Source organism: Rahnella laticis, assembly GCF_015644585.1.
GTDB classification, from domain to species: Bacteria; Pseudomonadota; Gammaproteobacteria; order Enterobacterales; family Enterobacteriaceae; genus Rahnella; species Rahnella laticis.
The window spans coordinates 63,660-81,648 of record NZ_JADOBI010000017.1 but is presented as its reverse complement, the minus strand read 5'-3'; the positions used below and the strand labels follow the sequence as shown (position 1 = coordinate 81,648).

18 protein-coding genes are annotated in these 17,989 nt (G+C 54.3%); 7 read left to right on the top strand and 11 right to left on the bottom strand.

Annotation, left to right across the window (positions count from 1 at the left end):
* Positions 1-292: 292 nt before the first annotated feature.
* On the bottom strand, positions 293-961 hold the full coding sequence (locus IV433_RS24550; protein ID WP_195816293.1) for a glutathione S-transferase family protein: 669 nt from the start codon (positions 959-961) through the stop codon (positions 293-295).
* Positions 962-1,228: 267 nt separating this feature from the next.
* Between IV433_RS24550 and IV433_RS24545 the strand changes: the two genes are divergently transcribed.
* Positions 1,229-3,322, top strand: a complete 2,094-nt coding sequence (locus tag IV433_RS24545) for a putative bifunctional diguanylate cyclase/phosphodiesterase (protein WP_195816294.1) — start codon at positions 1,229-1,231, stop codon at positions 3,320-3,322.
* 19 nt (positions 3,323-3,341) lie between these two features.
* Here IV433_RS24545 and IV433_RS24540 read toward each other — a convergent pair whose 3' ends face one another.
* Both IV433_RS24540 and IV433_RS24535 read right to left on the bottom strand, forming a co-directional pair.
* Positions 3,342-4,910, bottom strand: coding sequence for a methyl-accepting chemotaxis protein (locus IV433_RS24540; RefSeq protein WP_195816295.1), 1,569 nt, complete (start codon positions 4,908-4,910; stop codon positions 3,342-3,344).
* Between the two features lie 224 nt (positions 4,911-5,134).
* A complete protein-coding gene (locus IV433_RS24535) occupies positions 5,135-5,938 on the bottom strand; it encodes an inositol monophosphatase family protein (protein ID WP_195816296.1) in 804 nt (267 codons plus the stop codon).
* Positions 5,939-6,093: 155 nt separating this feature from the next.
* Here IV433_RS24535 and IV433_RS24530 point away from each other — a divergent pair, with 155 nt between their 5' ends.
* The 3 genes from IV433_RS24530 (at position 6,094) to modA (ending at position 8,716) form a co-directional block, all read left to right on the top strand.
* Positions 6,094-6,726 (top strand): LysE family translocator, encoded by a 633-nt coding sequence (locus IV433_RS24530; protein ID WP_101074903.1) that lies wholly within the window; start codon positions 6,094-6,096, stop codon positions 6,724-6,726.
* A gap of 111 nt (positions 6,727-6,837) precedes the next feature.
* Positions 6,838-7,926 (top strand): ABC transporter substrate-binding protein, encoded by a 1,089-nt coding sequence (locus IV433_RS24525; RefSeq protein WP_195816297.1) that lies wholly within the window; start codon positions 6,838-6,840, stop codon positions 7,924-7,926.
* Between the two features lie 49 nt (positions 7,927-7,975).
* Positions 7,976-8,716 carry a molybdate ABC transporter substrate-binding protein gene (modA, locus tag IV433_RS24520; protein WP_195816298.1) on the top strand — a complete coding sequence of 247 codons (741 nt, stop codon included), beginning with the start codon at positions 7,976-7,978 and terminating at the stop codon, positions 8,714-8,716.
* A gap of 7 nt (positions 8,717-8,723) precedes the next feature.
* On the opposite strand, the gene IV433_RS24515 is transcribed toward modA, so the two are convergent.
* A complete protein-coding gene (locus tag IV433_RS24515; RefSeq protein WP_195816299.1) occupies positions 8,724-9,581 on the bottom strand; it encodes a PA4780 family RIO1-like protein kinase in 858 nt (285 codons plus the stop codon).
* A 448-nt stretch (positions 9,582-10,029) separates the two neighbouring features.
* On the opposite strand from IV433_RS24515, the gene IV433_RS24510 reads away from it, so the two are divergent.
* Positions 10,030-11,145, top strand: a complete 1,116-nt coding sequence (locus IV433_RS24510) for an SDR family oxidoreductase (protein ID WP_195816300.1) — start codon at positions 10,030-10,032, stop codon at positions 11,143-11,145.
* Between the two features lie 133 nt (positions 11,146-11,278).
* Here IV433_RS24510 and IV433_RS24505 read toward each other — a convergent pair whose 3' ends face one another.
* The 3 genes from IV433_RS24505 to IV433_RS24495 form a co-directional block, all read right to left on the bottom strand.
* The gene (locus IV433_RS24505; RefSeq protein WP_165061287.1) at positions 11,279-11,902 is read right to left on the bottom strand and encodes a glutathione S-transferase family protein; all 624 of its coding nucleotides are present in this window, start codon (positions 11,900-11,902) and stop codon (positions 11,279-11,281) included.
* 24 nt (positions 11,903-11,926) lie between these two features.
* Positions 11,927-12,457: a GNAT family N-acetyltransferase gene (locus tag IV433_RS24500; protein WP_195816301.1), complete on the bottom strand. Its 531-nt coding sequence runs from the start codon at positions 12,455-12,457 to the stop codon at positions 11,927-11,929.
* Positions 12,458-12,554: 97 nt separating this feature from the next.
* Complete coding sequence (locus tag IV433_RS24495; RefSeq protein WP_195816302.1) at positions 12,555-13,433, bottom strand: helix-turn-helix transcriptional regulator; 879 nt, start codon at positions 13,431-13,433, stop codon at positions 12,555-12,557.
* 188 nt (positions 13,434-13,621) lie between these two features.
* Between IV433_RS24495 and IV433_RS24490 the strand changes: the two genes are divergently transcribed.
* Complete coding sequence (locus tag IV433_RS24490; protein WP_195816303.1) at positions 13,622-14,530, top strand: DMT family transporter; 909 nt, start codon at positions 13,622-13,624, stop codon at positions 14,528-14,530.
* On the opposite strand, the gene IV433_RS24485 is transcribed toward IV433_RS24490, so the two are convergent.
* A complete protein-coding gene (locus IV433_RS24485; protein WP_195816304.1) occupies positions 14,527-15,456 on the bottom strand; it encodes a LysR substrate-binding domain-containing protein in 930 nt (309 codons plus the stop codon). The two genes, IV433_RS24490 and IV433_RS24485, sit on opposite strands and share 4 nt — an antisense overlap.
* 74 nt (positions 15,457-15,530) lie before the next feature.
* Between IV433_RS24485 and IV433_RS24480 the strand changes: the two genes are divergently transcribed.
* Complete coding sequence (locus tag IV433_RS24480) at positions 15,531-16,457, top strand: carbon-nitrogen hydrolase family protein (protein WP_195816305.1); 927 nt, start codon at positions 15,531-15,533, stop codon at positions 16,455-16,457.
* Positions 16,458-16,506: 49 nt separating this feature from the next.
* Here the strand turns inward: IV433_RS24480 and IV433_RS24475 are convergent, their stop codons facing one another.
* The 3 genes from IV433_RS24475 to IV433_RS24465 form a co-directional block, all read right to left on the bottom strand.
* A complete protein-coding gene (locus tag IV433_RS24475; protein WP_195816306.1) occupies positions 16,507-16,851 on the bottom strand; it encodes a type II toxin-antitoxin system PemK/MazF family toxin in 345 nt (114 codons plus the stop codon).
* Positions 16,851-17,099, bottom strand: a complete 249-nt coding sequence (locus tag IV433_RS24470; RefSeq protein WP_195816307.1) for an AbrB/MazE/SpoVT family DNA-binding domain-containing protein — start codon at positions 17,097-17,099, stop codon at positions 16,851-16,853. Before IV433_RS24470 ends, IV433_RS24475 begins: the two co-directional genes overlap by 1 nt.
* 121 nt (positions 17,100-17,220) lie before the next feature.
* A complete protein-coding gene (locus IV433_RS24465) occupies positions 17,221-17,976 on the bottom strand; it encodes an SDR family oxidoreductase (protein ID WP_195816308.1) in 756 nt (251 codons plus the stop codon).
* Positions 17,977-17,989 lie beyond the last annotated feature (13 nt).

Genomic DNA, 17,989 nt, shown 5'->3' with positions numbered 1-17,989 from the left:
ATCGCGTATGGCGGGCCTGAAAAATTAAGCAAACGATTATCCGGCCTTTAAACCCCACATTTCAACTACGATCGACGACAATTTACCGTTGTCCGGTCAATAAAAACGCGGTTGTGATGTAAATTCAGCCGGCTGGCGATTTGCTGTGCGGTATCGGTTGCGCATCAGCGTTTTTGGCGGCGGTGAACGGCAAAAGCAAAACGGACAAGAACAGGATTATTTCTCAGGTTTATTTTGTTGCGCCCGGACGAAGAGCGAATGTCGTCATGAGCGCAACAAAATAACCGCCAACTTAACGCAATATCGTGAAAGGTCCGCCGTTTTCCAGCGCCTTCTGATAAGCCGGACGCGCAGTCACATTTGATAACCATGCATTTAAGTGTGGGTATTGTCCCAGTCCGGCGCGGGCATTTATGGCTTCTATCGGGAAGCTCATCTGAATATCCGCCGCGCTGAACTGATACCCGGCGAAATAAGGATGGGTGGCAAGATGTTTCTCCAGATAATCCATGTGGGTATAAATTTGTTTATCCAGATAGTTTTTCTGCACGCCCTGCCCGATTGCGCCTGCGAGCGGACGGATAAGCCACGGCATCGGCTGTTTGCCTAAGCGGCTGAAAATCAGTTTCATCACCAGCAACGGCATCAGCGAACCTTCCGCATAATGCATCCAGTAACGGTATTGCTGACGCTCAGCGAAGGCCGACGGTTTCAGCGCGCTGTCTTCATCATAAACTTCCTGCAAGTATTCAATGATGGCGCCGGACTCCGCGAGGATCAGCCCCTTATCTTCCAGCACCGGCGACTTGCCCAGAGGATGTACTTTTTTCAGCGCAGCAGGCGCCAGCATCGACTTTTTATCCCGCTGATAATGCTGAATTTCATACGGGACGCTCAGTTCTTCAAGCATCCATAAGATTCGCTGCGAACGTGAATTATCCAAATGATGCACTGTGATCATAAATACCTTCCGCCCTGTTTCATTTAATTATTTGTTAACTATAGACAAGGCCTGAATAGCCGGATCATATTCATTTAAAAACCATGATGTTTCTCAGGTTTATTAGCGGGGAGATTATGCCGAAATTATTTTCATTTGATTAAAATCACTTACGGATTAATCTTAATTACACGAAAAAAATTATCGTAACTTCATTCGCCTTTAATAAATCTTAATGCCATTATCGCCGAATCTAAAAATAGACCCCCTGCCTGTGTGGAGCCTTACATGTTTTCCAGTAATTACAACAATGTGCTTGTCATGTTTTCGTTCATTGTTGCAATGCTTGCCTCTTATACCGCGCTTGATATGGCTGGCCGGGTTGCCACGACAGAGGGAAAGGCTTCCCGTCTCTGGTTGAGCGGGGGCGCCATTGCGATGGGCATCGGTATCTGGTCCATGCATTTTATCGGCATGCTGGCCTTTAATTCTGCCATGCCAATGGGTTACGACCCGGTTATTACGCTGCTTTCCATGTTTATTGCCATTATCTCTTCCGCCTTTGCGCTGTGGCTGGTTTGCCTGCCGCATTTACCGACCGGGCGTTTGCTGGCCGGGGCATTGCTGATGGGCGGCGGGATTTCCGCCATGCATTACACCGGTATGGCAGCGATGCTGATGATGCCGCCGATTGTTTACGATTACTGGTGGGTTGCGCTGTCCGTTGCTGTGGCAATTATCGCCTCGGGCGCGGCGCTGTGGATGGCGTTCCATCTTCGTCAGCAATCCCCGAACGTCCGGCTGTTGCGCATCAGCGCGGCGGTGATTATGGGCACGGCGATTGTCGGCATGCATTACATCGGCATGGCGGCGGCACAATTCCCGACGGACAGCCACAGTATGGCGGCGTTCAGCGGCGTCGATAACAACTGGCTGGCGCTGCTGGTGATCGTGGTAACGCTGGCGATTCTGGCAATCACGCTCATTATTTCGATTCTCGATGGCCGTATGCAGGCGCGCACCTCCATTCTGGCGTCGTCGCTGGCGCAGGCAAACCGCGAACTGACGCAGCTGGCGCTGCACGACAATCTCACCCGCCTGCCAAACCGTTTGTTGCTGGAAGACCGTCTCGGCCAGGCATTTCAGAAAGCATCGCGCGGTGAATCTCAGTTTGCCGTGCTGTTTCTCGATCTCGACGGTTTTAAAGCGGTCAATGACGCGTTCGGCCACCATATCGGCGACCAGTTGCTGATCTCGGTGACGGAACGTCTGCAATCCCAGCTGCGAGCGACAGATACGCTGGCGCGTCTGGGCGGCGATGAATTTATCCTGCTGGTGGAAATCACCGAACCGACCGACGCCTCGCAGCTCGCCGACCGGCTGGTGCATCTGATTGCGCGTCCGTTTTACGTTTCCCGCTACGAGCTGCTGGTGTCCGCCAGCGTCGGTATTGCGGTGTATCCGGGCGACGGCGAAAACGAGCGCGAACTGATGCTCAATGCCGATGCGGCGATGTACCACACCAAGAATTCGGGCCGCAACGGGCACAGTTTCTTCCAGCCGTCGATGAACGCCAACGCGCAAAATCAGTTACAGATGCTCAATGATTTGCGTCTGGCAATTGAACACCACGAGTTGCGTTTGCACTATCAGCCGAAATTTATAGCGCCTTACGGGCCGGTCAGCGGGTTCGAAGCTCTGCTGCGCTGGGAGCGCAACGGCACCACGCTCAGCCCGGATGTCTTCCTGCCGCTGGCGGAAAAAACCGGTCTGATCATTCCGATTGGCGAATGGGTGCTGAACGAAGCGTGCCGCCAGCTGCGTGAATGGCATCTTGCCGGACACACAAACTGGACCGTCGCCGTGAACCTTTCTACCCTGCAATTTGAGCAGGCTAGTCTGGTGGAAATGGTGATTGATACCGTTGAGCGTCATCAGATCCCGCCGGAAATGCTGACGCTGGAAGTCACCGAAACGACGGCGATGCGCAACCCGGATGTCAGCGTGGAAATCCTCGAGCGCCTGACCAAATTCGGCGTCAAAGCGTCTATTGATGATTTCGGTACCGGCTATTCCAGCCTGCTGTATCTGAAACGTCTTCCCGCCAGCGAGCTGAAAATCGACGGCGCGTTTATTAACGATCTGATTGCCGGAAGTGAAGATGCCAGCATTGTGTCGGCGATTATTGCGCTGGGCCAGACGCTGAATCTGAAGGTCGTGGCCGAAGGCGTGGAAACCATCCAGCAGCAGGATTTCCTGACGCAGCTGGGCTGCGACACCTTACAGGGCTATCTGCTGGGGCGTCCGATGACACCACAACAGATTGCCCAGCATCCCGATTCTGACTGGGAACCTCAGCTGAATATCATCGATAAAGTCTGAGGGTGTTCTGCCCTGACGTTCAGCCCTGAAGCGCCGCCGTGCGGAAATAACGCACGGCATTGCGCAACTCGATGCTCTGTTCCGTCAGGGATTGCGCGGCGGCAGCGGCCTGTTCAACCAGCGCCGCATTCTGCTGCGTGACCTGATCCATCTGATCGACCGCAATTCCCACTTCATGAATGCCGGTATGCTGCTCCGAACTCGCGGTTGAAATTTCACTGACGATACCGGCGACTTTATTCACCGAGCTGACAATTTCCTGCATCGCTTTACTCGCGCGATCTGCCTGCTGCGACCCTTCAGCGATTTTGCTGACCGTCCCCTGGATCAGGTCTTTTATTTCTTTCGCCGCCTGCCCGCTTTTTTGCGCCAGCACGCGCACTTCGCTGGCGACCACGGCAAACCCTTTCCCCTGCGTCCCGGCGCGCGCGGCTTCCACGGCGGCATTCAGCGCCAGCAGGTTGGTCTGAAACGCGATGCCCTCAATCACGCTGATAATGTTGATAATCTCTCGGGAACTGCCGGAAACATCGCGCATATGCGCCTGCATACCGGTCACTATCGCGCCGCCCTGCGAGGCCGTTTTCGACGTTTCATGCGCCAGCGCACTGGCTTCGCGGGCGTTTTCGGCATTCTGACTGACGGTCGTCGTCAGGTTTTGCATGTTTGAACTGGTCTGCACCAGCGACGCCGCCTGCTCTTCCGTGCGCTGCGACAAATCAATATTGCCCTGCTCGATCTCACTCGCCGCATGATTGATGGATTCGCTGCCTTCCATAATCTGATTAATGGTTTTATTAAGCTGCTGATTCATGCCTTCCAGCGAGGCCAGCAGGCTGCCGGTATCGCCGGGTTTCAGCTCAATTTTCGCCGCCAGATTTCCGGCGGCGATTTCACGCATGATCGACGCCGCATATGCCGGTTCGCCGCCGAGCTGTTTCACCAGATTACGCGCCAGCAGTAACGCCATCGCCAGCGACACCAGGAAAGCAAATCCCACCAGCGCCAGGAACATCATGCTGGCATTGTGATAACTGTTGCGGGCCTGCGCGGCGGCCTTTTCGCTGTTCGCCAGCTCGTCGCTGACCAGCGTCGCCAGATCGGCCATCAGCTGCGTGCGGTATTTACGTGAGTTATCGCCGCTGATTTGCGTCGCCTGCGCAATATCGTTGCGCTCAACGGCAGCAATCACGGCATCGTTCGCCAGCGAGAACTGCGCAAAGTTATTCACGATTTGCGTAAACAGCGCGGATTTACTGCCGCCGCTGTCCAGCTTCTGATAGGCGCTTTCGGCTTCTTTGAACGTCGCCACGGCCTGCATGATTTCACCCCGGTGGCCGTCGCGCGGCGCACCCTGCGGTGAGGCAATGTACTGCACCTGTTGCAGACGCAGTTCGGCCAGCGTGCCGCGCATTACCAGCGGGTACTGAACGCCGGGAAGCCGGTAGGCGCGGTAGCTTTCAATTTGCTGATTGCTGCTGTTGAGCAGCCAGGCGGACATCGCCGCGAGGATCAACATCAGACCCAGAACGAGTGCGAACGCACCCAGTAAACGCGTCAGGACAGAGAGATTGGTTATTTTTTTCATTCGGACACTTCGTTAATTCAGTGACTTGAAACTTTGATAACGGCAAGTGAAGGGATAACTTTAGGATAAATGAAACTATATTTCAGTTTGTTAAACACTGACTTTCAAAATGTAATTCAGGGGTTACCGGACGAATTTTTCGTGTTACCCGCAGGGGCTGAAAACTTGATGTGGCAGGCATTTTTGGCGTTACGCTCATTTATGCTGAGAATAACGCCAGAAGGTTATTTCGGGGAGAAATCCGGCCATAACGGCTGAACCACGGACAGCAGATTTGCCGTTCCGGCGGCCACGGACATGTGGCGGTAATTATCGGTGCCGTCCGGCAACTGAGTGAAATTCACCACGGTTTCCAGCCCGGCTTCCTGACATATCACCGCGCCGCCGGCGATATCCCACAGCGTGGTGCGGCGTTGCAGATGCCCGTCGATAATCCCTTTGGCGGCAAACACCATGCCGACGGTGGTGCAACGATAACAATGCACCGACCATTCTGCCGCGCGCAGCCCCTGATAAAACGCCGACGCCTCATCCAGTTTGTCATCCGAACTGTCGCCCAGCGACACGATCTGGACATCGCCAAAACGGTCGTCGCGGCGGAAAGGTTTGCCGTTATGGAAAATGCCCTTTCCGGATTCTGCGGCAAAAAGTTCATTCAGCACCGGCAGCGCAACCACGCCAATCACCGGTTTTTTCTGTTCGACCAGCCCGAGCGAAACGCCCCACAACGGCGAACCGCGCAGGAAATTCGACGTACCGTCGATCGGATCAATCACCCAGCAGGCCGCATCCGTCAGCACGCCGCCCAGTTCTTCGCCGATAATCGCGTCCTGCGGAAAATGCTGCGCCAGCTGCGCGCGGATAAACTGCTCTACCGCCACGTCGGCTTCCGAAACAAAATCCTGCGTCCGTTTACTGCTGACTTCGATACTGTCCCGGCGGTTGAAAAAACCCAGCGCCAGTTCTGCCGCCTGAGCCGCAATCTGGCTGGCTAACGCCAGCTTTGCGGACATCGTAGTGTGAGTCATCATAAATCCTGATTTTTCAGTCTGAAGAAAAAATACGCGGTCATAGAATGCACCGGAATTGATGAATAAAAAATGACAACCTGCCGCTTGCCAAAACAGCGTAAAACCTTCTATATCTGTGTGCTTAACTTTTCAGCGTGATGCCGGAGAAAACCATGCCAGATGCCGCCCATTGGATCCCCTTCTTACTGATTTGTGTTGGTCTCGTGTTAACGCCCGGCCCGAACATGATTTACCTGATTTCGCGATCGCTGTGTCAGGGCCCGAAAGCCGGGCTGATCTCCCTTGGCGGCGTGGTGCTGGGTTTTCTGTTTTACATGTTGTTTGCCGCGCTCGGCATTACCGCGCTGCTGATGGCGGTGCCGTTTGCTTATGACGCCCTGCGGATCGGCGGTGCGGCGTACTTGCTGTATATGGCGTGGCAGGCGGTGAAACCCGGCGGGCGATCGCCGTTTCAGGTCAAAGATTTGCCGCGCGACAGCAACAGAAAGCTGTTTACCATGGGGCTGGTGACCAATTTACTGAATCCGAAAGCCGCGGTGTTGTATCTGACTTTATTGCCGCAATTTATCGTTCCAGAGCAAGGCCACGTCCTCACACAATCTCTGGTGCTGGGCATCACGCAAATCATCGTCAGTTTTACCTTCAATGCCCTGATCGCGCTGTCGGCGGGATATATCGCCCTGTTTCTGGCCGGTCGACCGTTGTGGATGGTGCTTCAGCGCTGGTTTATGGGCGCGGTGCTCGGCGGGCTGGCGGTGCGTATGCTGCTCGACGGACGTAAATAGCACCATAAAACAGATAAAGCCGTTTCTGAAAGCGGCTTTGTCTGTGGTCATATTCAGTTCTTTATTAACGCTATATAATCCTCTGCACAACGAAAACAGAGGAATTCCTTCGTGCGCGCATTTTCATCCCAATTACTGCCATCCGCTTTACTGCTCGGCCTTGCCCTGAGCTTCTCGTCGCAATCCGCTCTGGCCTCACGTCAGATCACCGACCAGCTCGGGCGTCAGGTGACGATCCCCGATCAGGTTGACCGCGTGGTTGTGCTGCAACACCAGACGCTCAATCTTCTGGTTCAGCTTGATGCGACCTCAGATATCGTCGGCGTGCTCAACAACTGGCAACAGCAGTTGGGCAGCGGTTATGTTCGCCTCGCGCCATCTCTGGAAAAAACGCCGGTAGTAGGCGATTTAACCAGCGTGAACCTGGAAAGCGTAGTCGCCCTGCATCCGCAGGTGGTATTCGTCACCAACTATGCGCCGCAGGAAATGATCGACCAGATCAGCCAGACCGGCATTGCGGTCGTCGCCGTTTCTTTGCGTGATGATCCGAAAGGTGAGGAACATAAGATGAATCCGGTGCTGCCGGATGAAGATCAGGCGTATACCGAAGGTTTGAAGAAAGGGATCCAGCTGATCGGGGAAGTGGTCAACCGCCAGAAACAGGCGCAGTCATTGATCGACTATACTTTTGCTCAGCGCCAGTTAACCGGCACGCGGCTGAAAAGCGTTCCGGCTGACCAGCGCATTCGCACTTATATGGCCAATCCTGACCTGACCACTTACGGTTCCGGCAAATATACCGGACTGATGATGTCCCATGCCGGCGCGCTCAACGTGGCCGCCGCGACCGTAAAAGGCTACAAACAGGTTTCGCTGGAGCAGGTGATTGCCTGGGATCCGCAGGTGATCTTCGTGCAGGACAGGTATCCGGAAGTCGTCGGTCAGATCAACCATGACCCGAAATGGCAGAGCATTGATGCGGTCAAAAATCACCGCGTTTATCTGATGCCGGAATACGCCAAAGCCTGGGGCTACCCGATGCCTGAAGCGCTGGCGATTGGTGAATTGTGGATGGCGAAAAAACTGTATCCGCAAAAATTCGCTGACATCGATATGCAAAAACAGGCTGACGCTTATTATCAGCGCTTCTACCGGACAGACTTCAAACCTGCCGCAGAAGCGACGCACGCGGGGAAATAACCTCATCCCGGTGCCGTACTTTTTTGGGGTAATGTGACAAGGAGCTCTGATGACAAACTCGATCAAAGTGCTGGCCGCAGGTAGCCTGCGCCGCGCATGGGCACCGCTGTGTGAGGCTTTTCAGGATAAAACCGGCGGCAAGGTGGTGACCGAATTCGGCCCCGCCGGGCTGCTGCGCGAAAGAATTGAACAGGGCGAAAAAGTCGACTTATTCGCCTCGGCCAATACCGCGCATCCGCTGGCGTTGCAGCAACACGGCAAGGCGCTGGAAGTGGACGTTTTCTGCGGAAACAGCCTGTGCGTGACGGCGCGCAAAGGGCCGGAGCTGGAAAAACTGAACTGGCTGAATGTGTTGCTCGACTCGCGTTTTCGTCTGGCGACCTCGACGCCGCAAAGCGATCCTTCCGGCGATTACACCTGGCAGATGTTTGAGCTGATTGAGCGGCGTCATCCGGGCGCGGGCGAGGCTTTGCGTAATAAAGCGCTGCGGCTGGTCGGTGGCGCGAAATCGGCCAAAGTCCCGGAGGGCAAACTGGCGGCAGAATGGCTGATTTGCAGCGGTCAGGCCGATGTCTTTATCGGCTACACCAGCTACGCGGCGTTGTTACGGGAAAATGATGCGCTGGAAGTGTTCAACGTTCCGGCAGATTACAACGTGCGGGCGCGCTATGCGCTCGCGACGTGTACAGAAAAGGGCAAACCGCTGGCAGAATTTATTCTTTCAGAAACCGGCCAGCACATTTTGCAGAATGCCGGTTTTTGCGGAAAACATTCGGTGATGCAGGAATAACCGCCGGTTAGTGGTCCATATCCCGTTCTTTCATTGCGCGCTGACGATCGTAATATTCATCTTCAGCGGCGATGATTTCATCGAGCAGGGAATCCACATCCGCTTTATGCGTATCTTCGGCGAACTGACCGGTCAGAGGCGTTTCCGGCGTCAGTTTGCCGTCTTCATATAACGCCCAGATTTCTTTCGCATAACGCGTTTCCAGCAGCTGCGGCGCGAACTGACCATAATATTCGGTCATGTTATTCACATCGCGCTCAAACATCGATTCGGCATGATTGTTCGCAGCGGCGTCCACGGCCTGCGGCAGATCGATAATCACCGGCCCGTCGGCATCCATCAGCACGTTAAACTCTGACAAATCCCCGTGAACGATACCCGCGCACAGCATGCGCACGATATTGCGGATCATGGTTTCGAAATCCGCCACGGCTTCTTTTTCGGTCAGGATAACGTCGCTCAGACGCGGCGCGACCACGCCGTCAGCGTCAGTGATAAGCTCCATCAGCAACACGCCATCCAGACAAATGTAAGGCTGCGGCACGCGTACCCCGGCGTTTGCCAGACGGAACAGCGCATCCACTTCTGCCGTTTGCCAGGATTCTTCCTGCTGCTTGCGCCCGAACTTTGACCCTTTTTGCATCGCACGCGCGTTGCGGGTGTTCCGGACTTTTCGGCCTTCCTGATACTGCACGGCCTGCTTGAAGCTACGCTGTGTGGCTTCTTTATAAACTTTGGCGCAACGAATCTCTTCACCGCATAAAACGGTGTACACGTCGGCTTCTTTGCCACTCTTCAAACGACGGACCACATCGTCGATCAGGCCGTCATCCACCAGAGGTTGGATTCTATTTGGGATTTTCATGCAGCCTTGTACCTTATTTCAGCGCATGAGGGAATGACCTGCGCAATATTCCCTGCATTACACACCAGACACGCCGTTCGCGTCATCCTTTCTTAATCCTTCTTTCTCACTATACTCAAGGCTACAGTTTAACGTAGTGGCGCAGGAGTGGATACTTTCTGCGCACAGGTTCTTCTCATTCTGCGATGAAAATGCCCTCCGGCGCCCGCCGATATCGCATAAACACCCCGCGTTAATTTGACTTAATTATTTTATTCACACCTGATAATTATTTCCCATTGTAAGTAATGATGCCCGATTATTTAATTTTCATGACAACGGAACTTTTTTAATATTTTAAGCTTTTCGTGCTGTTGAGGTTGCGTTTACTTGCGGCAAAATCTGGTATACGTTCCGTTTAGAATAGGGGTGATACTGTGCCGTTAATTTCCCGTTGCAGGTCATCGTTATGAACACCATTTTAATTACCGGCGCTACAGGTTTCGTGGGCGGAGCGGTTGTTGAATATATTCTTCGTCAACAATTAAGTTCTAAAAACCAATTATTACTTTTAGTCAGGGCTGACGATAATGCGACGGGACTCGCCAGAATTATCGATAATTTGAGAAAGTTTGAATTGTCGGATGAACAACTTGCCGCAATTAATGAGCAATCAATATTAACCGGCGACCTTTCTGAACCTGAGAACTTTATTCAGGATCCGCGCCTGGATAATGTCACGCATGTTATTAATTGCGCTGCGATTGCGTCATTCGGTAATAATCCGGCGATGTGGCGAGTCAACGTTGAAGGTTCACTGATTTTCGCCAAACGTATGGCGCAGGTCAAAGGCCTGCAACGCTTTGTCCACGTCGGCACCGCGATGGCGTCCATGCCGGACAAAGACAGCGTCTTCTACGAAGGTATGCCGGACAACGAACACAACGAAGATCTGGTGCAGTACACGGCTTCCAAGCGTGCCATCGAAAACCTGGTTCGCACTGAATGCCCGAACCTGCCGTTTGTGGTCGCCCGTCCGTCAATCATTGTGGGTCACACGCAGTATGGCTGTCAGCCGTCGAGCAGCATTTTCTGGGTCTTCATGATGGCGATTAAACTGAAGAAATTTACCTGTACGCTCGACGATCAGGTAGATGTTATTCCGGTTGATTATTGCGCCATGGTGCTGGTGAAATTGTGCCTTGCGGCTGAACTGAACCACAGTTTCTATCATATTTCTTCCGGTGAAGAAATGTGTACGCCATTCCATGAAATAGATACATCTGTGGCAAAAGCCAATAATACATCGCGCATAATCAGTGAATATCAGCAGATCAGTTATCAGGAATTTACCGGGATCCGTAAACAGTTTAAAGACGTGCTCGGCCCGTGTAATGACAAGATAATTTTGCGTGCGATTAAACTTTACGGCGGCTTTGCGCAATTAAATGTGAAGTTTGATAATTCGCGTTTGCTGAATATGGGCATTCCTAAACCCGCCGCCTTCAAAAGTTATATTGATAAATGTGTTTCTTCCACCCGCGGTCAGACAATATCTGAACTGATGAGGGTTGATTTTAAATAAACCGATGCGTCTGTTTGAGTCATCAAACGGCCCTTTATCTTTTATCTCTGCCCGAAAGATAAAGGGGACGGTTTAAAATACAACGACGCCGCGAAGGACATTGCGGCGTCGTATTTTTCATGGTGTGAGCGGTTCAGACCAGGCCGTTTCTTCCATAAAGCCGGAAACCTTCACGCTGGTTTAAACGGTCATAATAGGCGGCCACCGCAGGCAAAGCCGGGCGCGACATCGGCGTCATCGACCAGCGGTTTACCGCCAGCCCGAGCGGAATATCTGCCAGCGTAAAATTATCACCCAGCACGTAATCACCGCTGCGCTGCAATTGTTCTTCGAGCATTTGCATGTGGCGGTTCCACTCGCTGACACCGGCATCAATCAGTGCCGGATCCTGATGCTGCGGGCTGTTGCGCGCCAGCGCCGGAAACGCATAACGCCACGAATTATTCAGCTCGCCCGCCTGCCAGTCCATCCACTGTTCCGTCAGCGCACGGCGCTTCGGGTCGGACGACAGCAAATCCTCACGCCCTTCCCGCGCAGCCAGATAACGGCAAATCACGTTGGATTCCCACAACACAAACTCACCGTCGAGCACCACCGGCACCATCGCATTCGGGTTCAGCGCTTTAAATTCCGGTGTCTGCGTGGACTGAAATCCCGAGCCAAACTGCTCCTGTTCGAATTCCAGCCCCAGCTCAAAGCAGGTCCACAAGACTTTACGCACATTGATTGACGGCGATTTACCCAGAATTTTCAGCATGACTTCCCCTCAATGTGGAAACGATTAACGGCGGATAAAAATCCGCGTTTTTGCACCGTGATATGTCGTGTCCGTTTGCGCGACAAAACCGCACTTCTCCGCCAGCCGGATTGACGCCTGATGTTCCGGCTCGATAATGCAGCACAGCTGGCGATCAAGACTGGAACCGGCCCAGTTCAGTACCGCCTGCGCGGCCTCAGAAGCATAGCCTTTGCCGTGAAATTTTGGCGAAACCACCCAGCCCATTTCCGCCATACCGTTCAGCGATGGCGTGATATCGCGCTGATAATCTGCCAGACCAATTTCCCCGACAAACGCCCCTTCCGCACCGTTGTGCTTTTCAAACACAATCCAGTAGCCAAAACCGAGCATCTGCCAGTGGCCGGGATAACGCAGCAAACGGCTCCAGCTGGCCTCGCGGGTGGACGGCATGCCGCCGATATATTTCACAACGGCCGGATCGGCCCACTGCGCGGCGATATCGTCGAAATCTTCCACGCGATGGCCGCGCAAAATCAAACGTTCGGTTTCAAGAACGGGTGCCTGAGTCAGCATAATTTTCCTTTGAGTTTTTCTGATTTGTTCCGATGGCCATTAACTTAGCATTGGAATTGTTCGGTCGGAAAGAGGGGTTTTTAGCCGGAAAAGGAAATCAGACAATAATGCCGCTGCGCAGCGCCGAAGGCGTCAAACCGCGCACCGATTTAAAGCGGTTACTGAAATGGCTGGCGGAGCTGAATCCGCATTCCAGCGCAATGGAAGTGATGTCCAGTGTACTGTTCTTTAACAGATTTTCCGCCTGAATCAGCCGCGCATTCATCACATACTGGTGCGGCGCCATGCCCATGCTGAGCTTGAACATGCGGGCAAAATGAAACTCGCTGAGTTCCGCCAGCCGCGCCAGTTCCGGCAGCAATAACGGCTCCGCCAGATGCGCGTGGATATAGTCTTTTACACGGTTGAGAATGTACGGCGCGAGTCCGCCGCGCACTACCGGCAGCGCCCATTGCAGATGGGTGTAATTTTTGACCAGATGCGCCATCAGCAGATTTGCCGCACTGCTCAGCATCAGCTGATTGCTGTTTTCCTGCCACTGGCTGCTGAGCAAAAAGTGGCGATACAGCAACGTAATCTGCGGATCTTCCTCAAACGTGCGCTCTTCCACCTGAATCGACGCCGGGCTGCGATCCCACGTTTGCTCCACCAGATGTCGCAGATGATCGTCAGAACAATACAGATGCACAAACGACAAATCGTCGCGCACATCCCAGCTCGACATACTGTGTTTTGGCATCAGGCAAAAACGGTCCGGCCCGCCGCCGTTACGCCAGCCGCCGCGGGTTTTGTGATAACACTCATAACCGTCGGCGACGTAAAGACTCAGCGTGTGATGGTCCGGGCTTTCCTGCGTCACGATGTCGTTTTTGTTCGACCAGGCCGCCAGCTGAATGCCGCCGCCCAGCGCCACACTGTCGTGCAGAACCGCTTTGTGCTTACGCAGCGTTTCGAAAGCCTGATAAACCTTCGCCATGATGTGCACCGTGTGGAGGAAAGAGGAGATTCAGTTTACGTTTTCAGGCACAGGTTGAGCCAGATTTTGCTGCCACTGAACCGCAAAAAATGCGCAAGAATATGCAACTCACCGCAAGCCGCTGAAATCCCGCCTCGCCGTATTTCGTCAGAATCTCGTTCAATCAATACTTTGCGTGAGAGAAGTCCATGAATGTGTTTTTGTATATCTCGGTGATTATTATCTGGGGCACCACCTGGTTTGCTATTTACCTGCAACAGGGCACTGTGCCGGTGACGGTTTCGATTTTTTACCGCTTCCTGCTTTCCGCCGTGATTATGCTGGTGGCGCTGCTGGCCGCGCGCCGTTTACGCCGTCTGGCGCTGAAAGATCATCTGTTTTGCATGGTGCAGGGATGCTGTGTTTTTTGCTTCAACTTTTACTGTTTCTACCACGCCGCCGCGTACATCACCAGCGGGCTGGAATCGGTCATTTTCTCGATGGCGGTATTATTTAACGCCTTCAACGGGATGCTGTTCTTTCGCCAGAAACTGGCTCCGGCGGTCATTCCCGCCTCCCTTCTCGGGCTGGCGGGCATTGTGACCCTGTTCTGGCACGACCTGAGCGCAGCTCATATCGCACCGGAATTACTCAAAGGCATCGGCCTCAGCCTGCTCGGCACTTACGGCTTCTCGCTCGGTAATATGATCAGCTCGCGCCATCAGCGCCACGGTCTGGACGTACTTTCCACTAATACCTACGCGATGTTTTACGGTACGGCGGTGATGGGTGCGCTGAGTCTGGTTCAGGGCGCGTCCTTCACCATCGACCTGAGGCCGCAATACATCGGTTCGCTGGTTTACCTTTCGGTATTTGGCTCGGTGCTGGCCTTTGGCATGTATTTCACGCTGGTCGGACGCATCGGCGCGAGTCAGGCGGCTTACAGCACGCTGCTGTTTCCGCTGGTCGCACTGACAGTTTCCACGTTCTATGAGGGTTATCAGTGGCATACCAACGCCGTCATCGGGCTGGTGCTGATCCTGCTGGGGAATCTGGTGATGTTCTGCCGACCGGCCTGGCTGGAGATTTTTCGCCGGAAATCGGCCTTAACCGGCTAAGATGCCTGCCAGTCGAACTGCCTGAGGATCCGGCTCACCACTTCTTTCATTTGCGCGATAGCCGGGTCCCGCAGGCCGTCGCGCCGCCAGCCAAGATTCACCGCATAAGCGGGCATTTCCAGCGGTGTTTCCAGCAAACGTAAAGGATGGAACGCCGCCAGCCGTCGTGCAGCATGCAACGGGATCGTGGCGACCGCATCGCTGCCCAGCAGCAAATACGGCAACGCGGCGAAATGCGTGGTGGACGCTTTCACCTGCCGCTTCAGCCCTTTCGCCATCAGCACTTCATCCACCATGCCGATAAATCCCCCGGAGGAAATCAGCAAATGCGGGCGCTGAATAAAACCCTCCAGCGTGAGGAAATCCGGCGCGAACTGAACGTCCATCAGGCTGGCGTACTGCCCTTCTCCGGCGCTCACGCTGCCCAGCGATGGCGAGGTAAAACCGCCCGACGCAATCGCCAGATCAATCTCGCGGTTCATCAGCATATCTTCCACAATCCGGCTGTGCGTCTGGCGGAACACCACCCGCAGGCCCGGCATCTCTTCCCCGAGCAGATCGATAATCTGCTTACCGACCGCCAGCTCAAAATCATCGGACAAACCGAGGCTCAGCGAACGACCGGCAAAACCGGCGCGATCGCCGGAAACCAGCGTGAGACTCTGGCGGCACTTATCCAGCGCTTCACTGATAATCGGTTTCAGCTCATTGGCGCGCAGCGTCGGCGCAAGGCCGCGCCCGGTGCGGACGAAAAGATGATCGTCGTACAAACGCCGTAAACGCCCGAGCGCCGCGCTGGCCGCCGATTGCGTCAGCCCGAGACGTACCGCCGCCCGGCTGGCGCTGCCTTCCTCATGTAACGCTTCAAAGACTTTCAGCAGGTTGAGATCCCACTCTTCGATATGAATCTGGCGAATATCACTCATCAGTCAGGCCCGGTGGATTAATGTCGGAATTTACCCAGAATAGAAATTCCTCCTTTCTGAGTCGAGAGTAATCTATGCCTGCTTCCATTGTTGCCGCACTGCAAATCGGTTCTTCGCCGTCGGGTAAAGCCGACACCCTGCAAAATATCCTGTCGTGGGAAGAAAAAATCACGGCCTCCGGCGCTTCACTGGTGGTGATGCCGGAAGCGCTGCTCGGCGGCTATCCGAAAGGGGAAATTTTCGGCACACGCCTGGGATATCGCCTGCCGGAAGGCCGCGAGGCGTTTGCCCGCTATTTTCACAACGCGATTGACGTGCCCGGCGCGGAAACCGATGCGCTGGCTGAAATGGCGACACGCACCGGTGCGAGCATTGTGATTGGCGTAATCGAACGCAGCGGTTCAACGCTCTACTGTTCCTCGCTGTTCATCGAACCGGAACGCGGCCTGGTCGCGAAACACCGAAAGCTGATGCCGACCGCCACCGAAAGACTGATCTGGGGACAAGGCGATGGCTCAACGTTGCCGGTGGTCAGCGCCCGCGCAGGCCGCCTCGGCAGCGCCATCTGCTGGGAAAATCACATGCCGCTGCTGCGTATGGCGATGTATGGCAAAGGGGTGGAAATCTGGTGCGCGCCGACGGTGGATGAACGGGAAATCTGGCAATGCTCCATGCGCCATATTGCGCACGAAGGCCGCATGTTTGTGGTCAGCGCCTGTCAGGTTCAGCCGTCACCCAAAGCGCTGGGAATTGAAGTCGAAAGCTGGCCGGAAGATCGCCCGCTGATTAACGGCGGCTCCGTTATCGTCAGCCCGCTGGGCGATATTCTCGCCGGACCGCTGACCGGTGAAACCGGATTGCTGACCGCAGAAATCAACACCGACGATCTGGTCGGCGCCCGCTACGACTTCGACCCCGTCGGCCACTACGCCCGCCCCGACGTCTTCACGCTGCACGTCGATACAAGAGCAAAAGACACGGTGAAGTTTTTGGGGGAGTAGGGTTTCAGAATACAGTTCCCCCCCTTATGACTGGCCGGGAAGATAACCTTCAGGCCAGTAAACTCTCGCCACCAATCAGCGGGATAATTCGGGCAAGTACATCGTTAAAGACACCGTCTTCAGCAACGGCGATGAATTTAGCCTGCCGCTGACGCCAGTCCATCGTGTGGATAAGCGTTGTCGCCACCACGCACGGCGAGCTCAGGTTATTCACCGGCACCTCGGTCGGCGCACCTCTGACACTGGTACTGACAGGCATGCAAATCACCAGCCCGGTGACCTGATTGTAAGTTTCATGAGACAAAATCAGCGCCGGGCGATATTTGCCCTGTTGCTTCCCTTCAATCAAAGCAAAATCCAATTCACAAATATCGCCACGTTTCGGTATATACATTAGTAACCAAGCTCCTTGCTTATAGGCTGCACCATCTCATCAGCGTGCGCAGTATAAGCATCCAATCCTGATATAAGCTCGGCTTCAGTTAGCTTTTTACCTTTAGCTTTTCGAATTTGCAGCCCTTCTTCAGAAACCTCGATGTCAACGACATCGCCTTCCTCAAATTGTGGAATTGACTTCAAATTTCCTGAAAGGCGCAACGCAATGCTGTTACCCCATTTCTGTAATGTTGCCTGAGTTCGCATGTTTCTTACCTCGCCGCATGTATCTACAAAGAGTATACATCCAAAAGTCTGCGGGTGTATTCCCCATGCAGACTTTTGCGAGCGGCCTTCCGGTTTTAGTGCTGCCTTTAAAGCCGCCTCTCTAAATAATCCCCCCGTTCACTTTCAGCGTCTGGCCGTTGACCCATGCGCCGTCGGGGCCGGCGAGGAAGGAGACGACGGATGCGATGTCTTCCGGCTGGCCGAGGCGTTCGAGAGGGGCGGATTTGGCGATATTTTCAATAAGCTGATCGGATTTACCGTTGAGGAACAAATCCGTCGCCGTCGGGCCGGGTGCGACGGTGTTGACGGTGATCTGGCGGCCACGCATTTCTTTGGTCAGTACGCGGCTCAGCGCTTCGACGGCGGCTTTGGTCGCAGCGTAAACGCCGTAGGTTGGCTGATACAAACCCACCACGGTGGAGGAGAAATTGATAATGCGTCCGCCGTTGTTAAGGTGTTTTGCCGCTTCACGCAGGGTATTAAACGTGCCTTTCAGGTTGATGTCGATCAGGCGGTCGAACGCCGCATCGTCGGTGTCGGCGATAGAGGAAAGCGTCATGATCCCGGCGTTATTCACCAGCACATCCACACCGCCAAAGGCCTGCTGTGCGCTTGCAAACATACGGCTGACCGCGGCGCCATCACTGACATCGGCCTGCGCGGCGATGGCCTTTCCACCTGCCTGTTCAATTTTACTCACCACCGCGTCGGCTTGCGCCTCTCCGCGTGAATAGTTCACGATAACCGTGAAACCGTCCAGCGCCAGGCGCTCCGCGATGGCCGCGCCGATACCGCGTGATGCGCCGGTGACCAGCGCGACTTTATTTTGGGTCGGATTTTGAGTCGGAGAAGTCATGATGTTTTCCTCA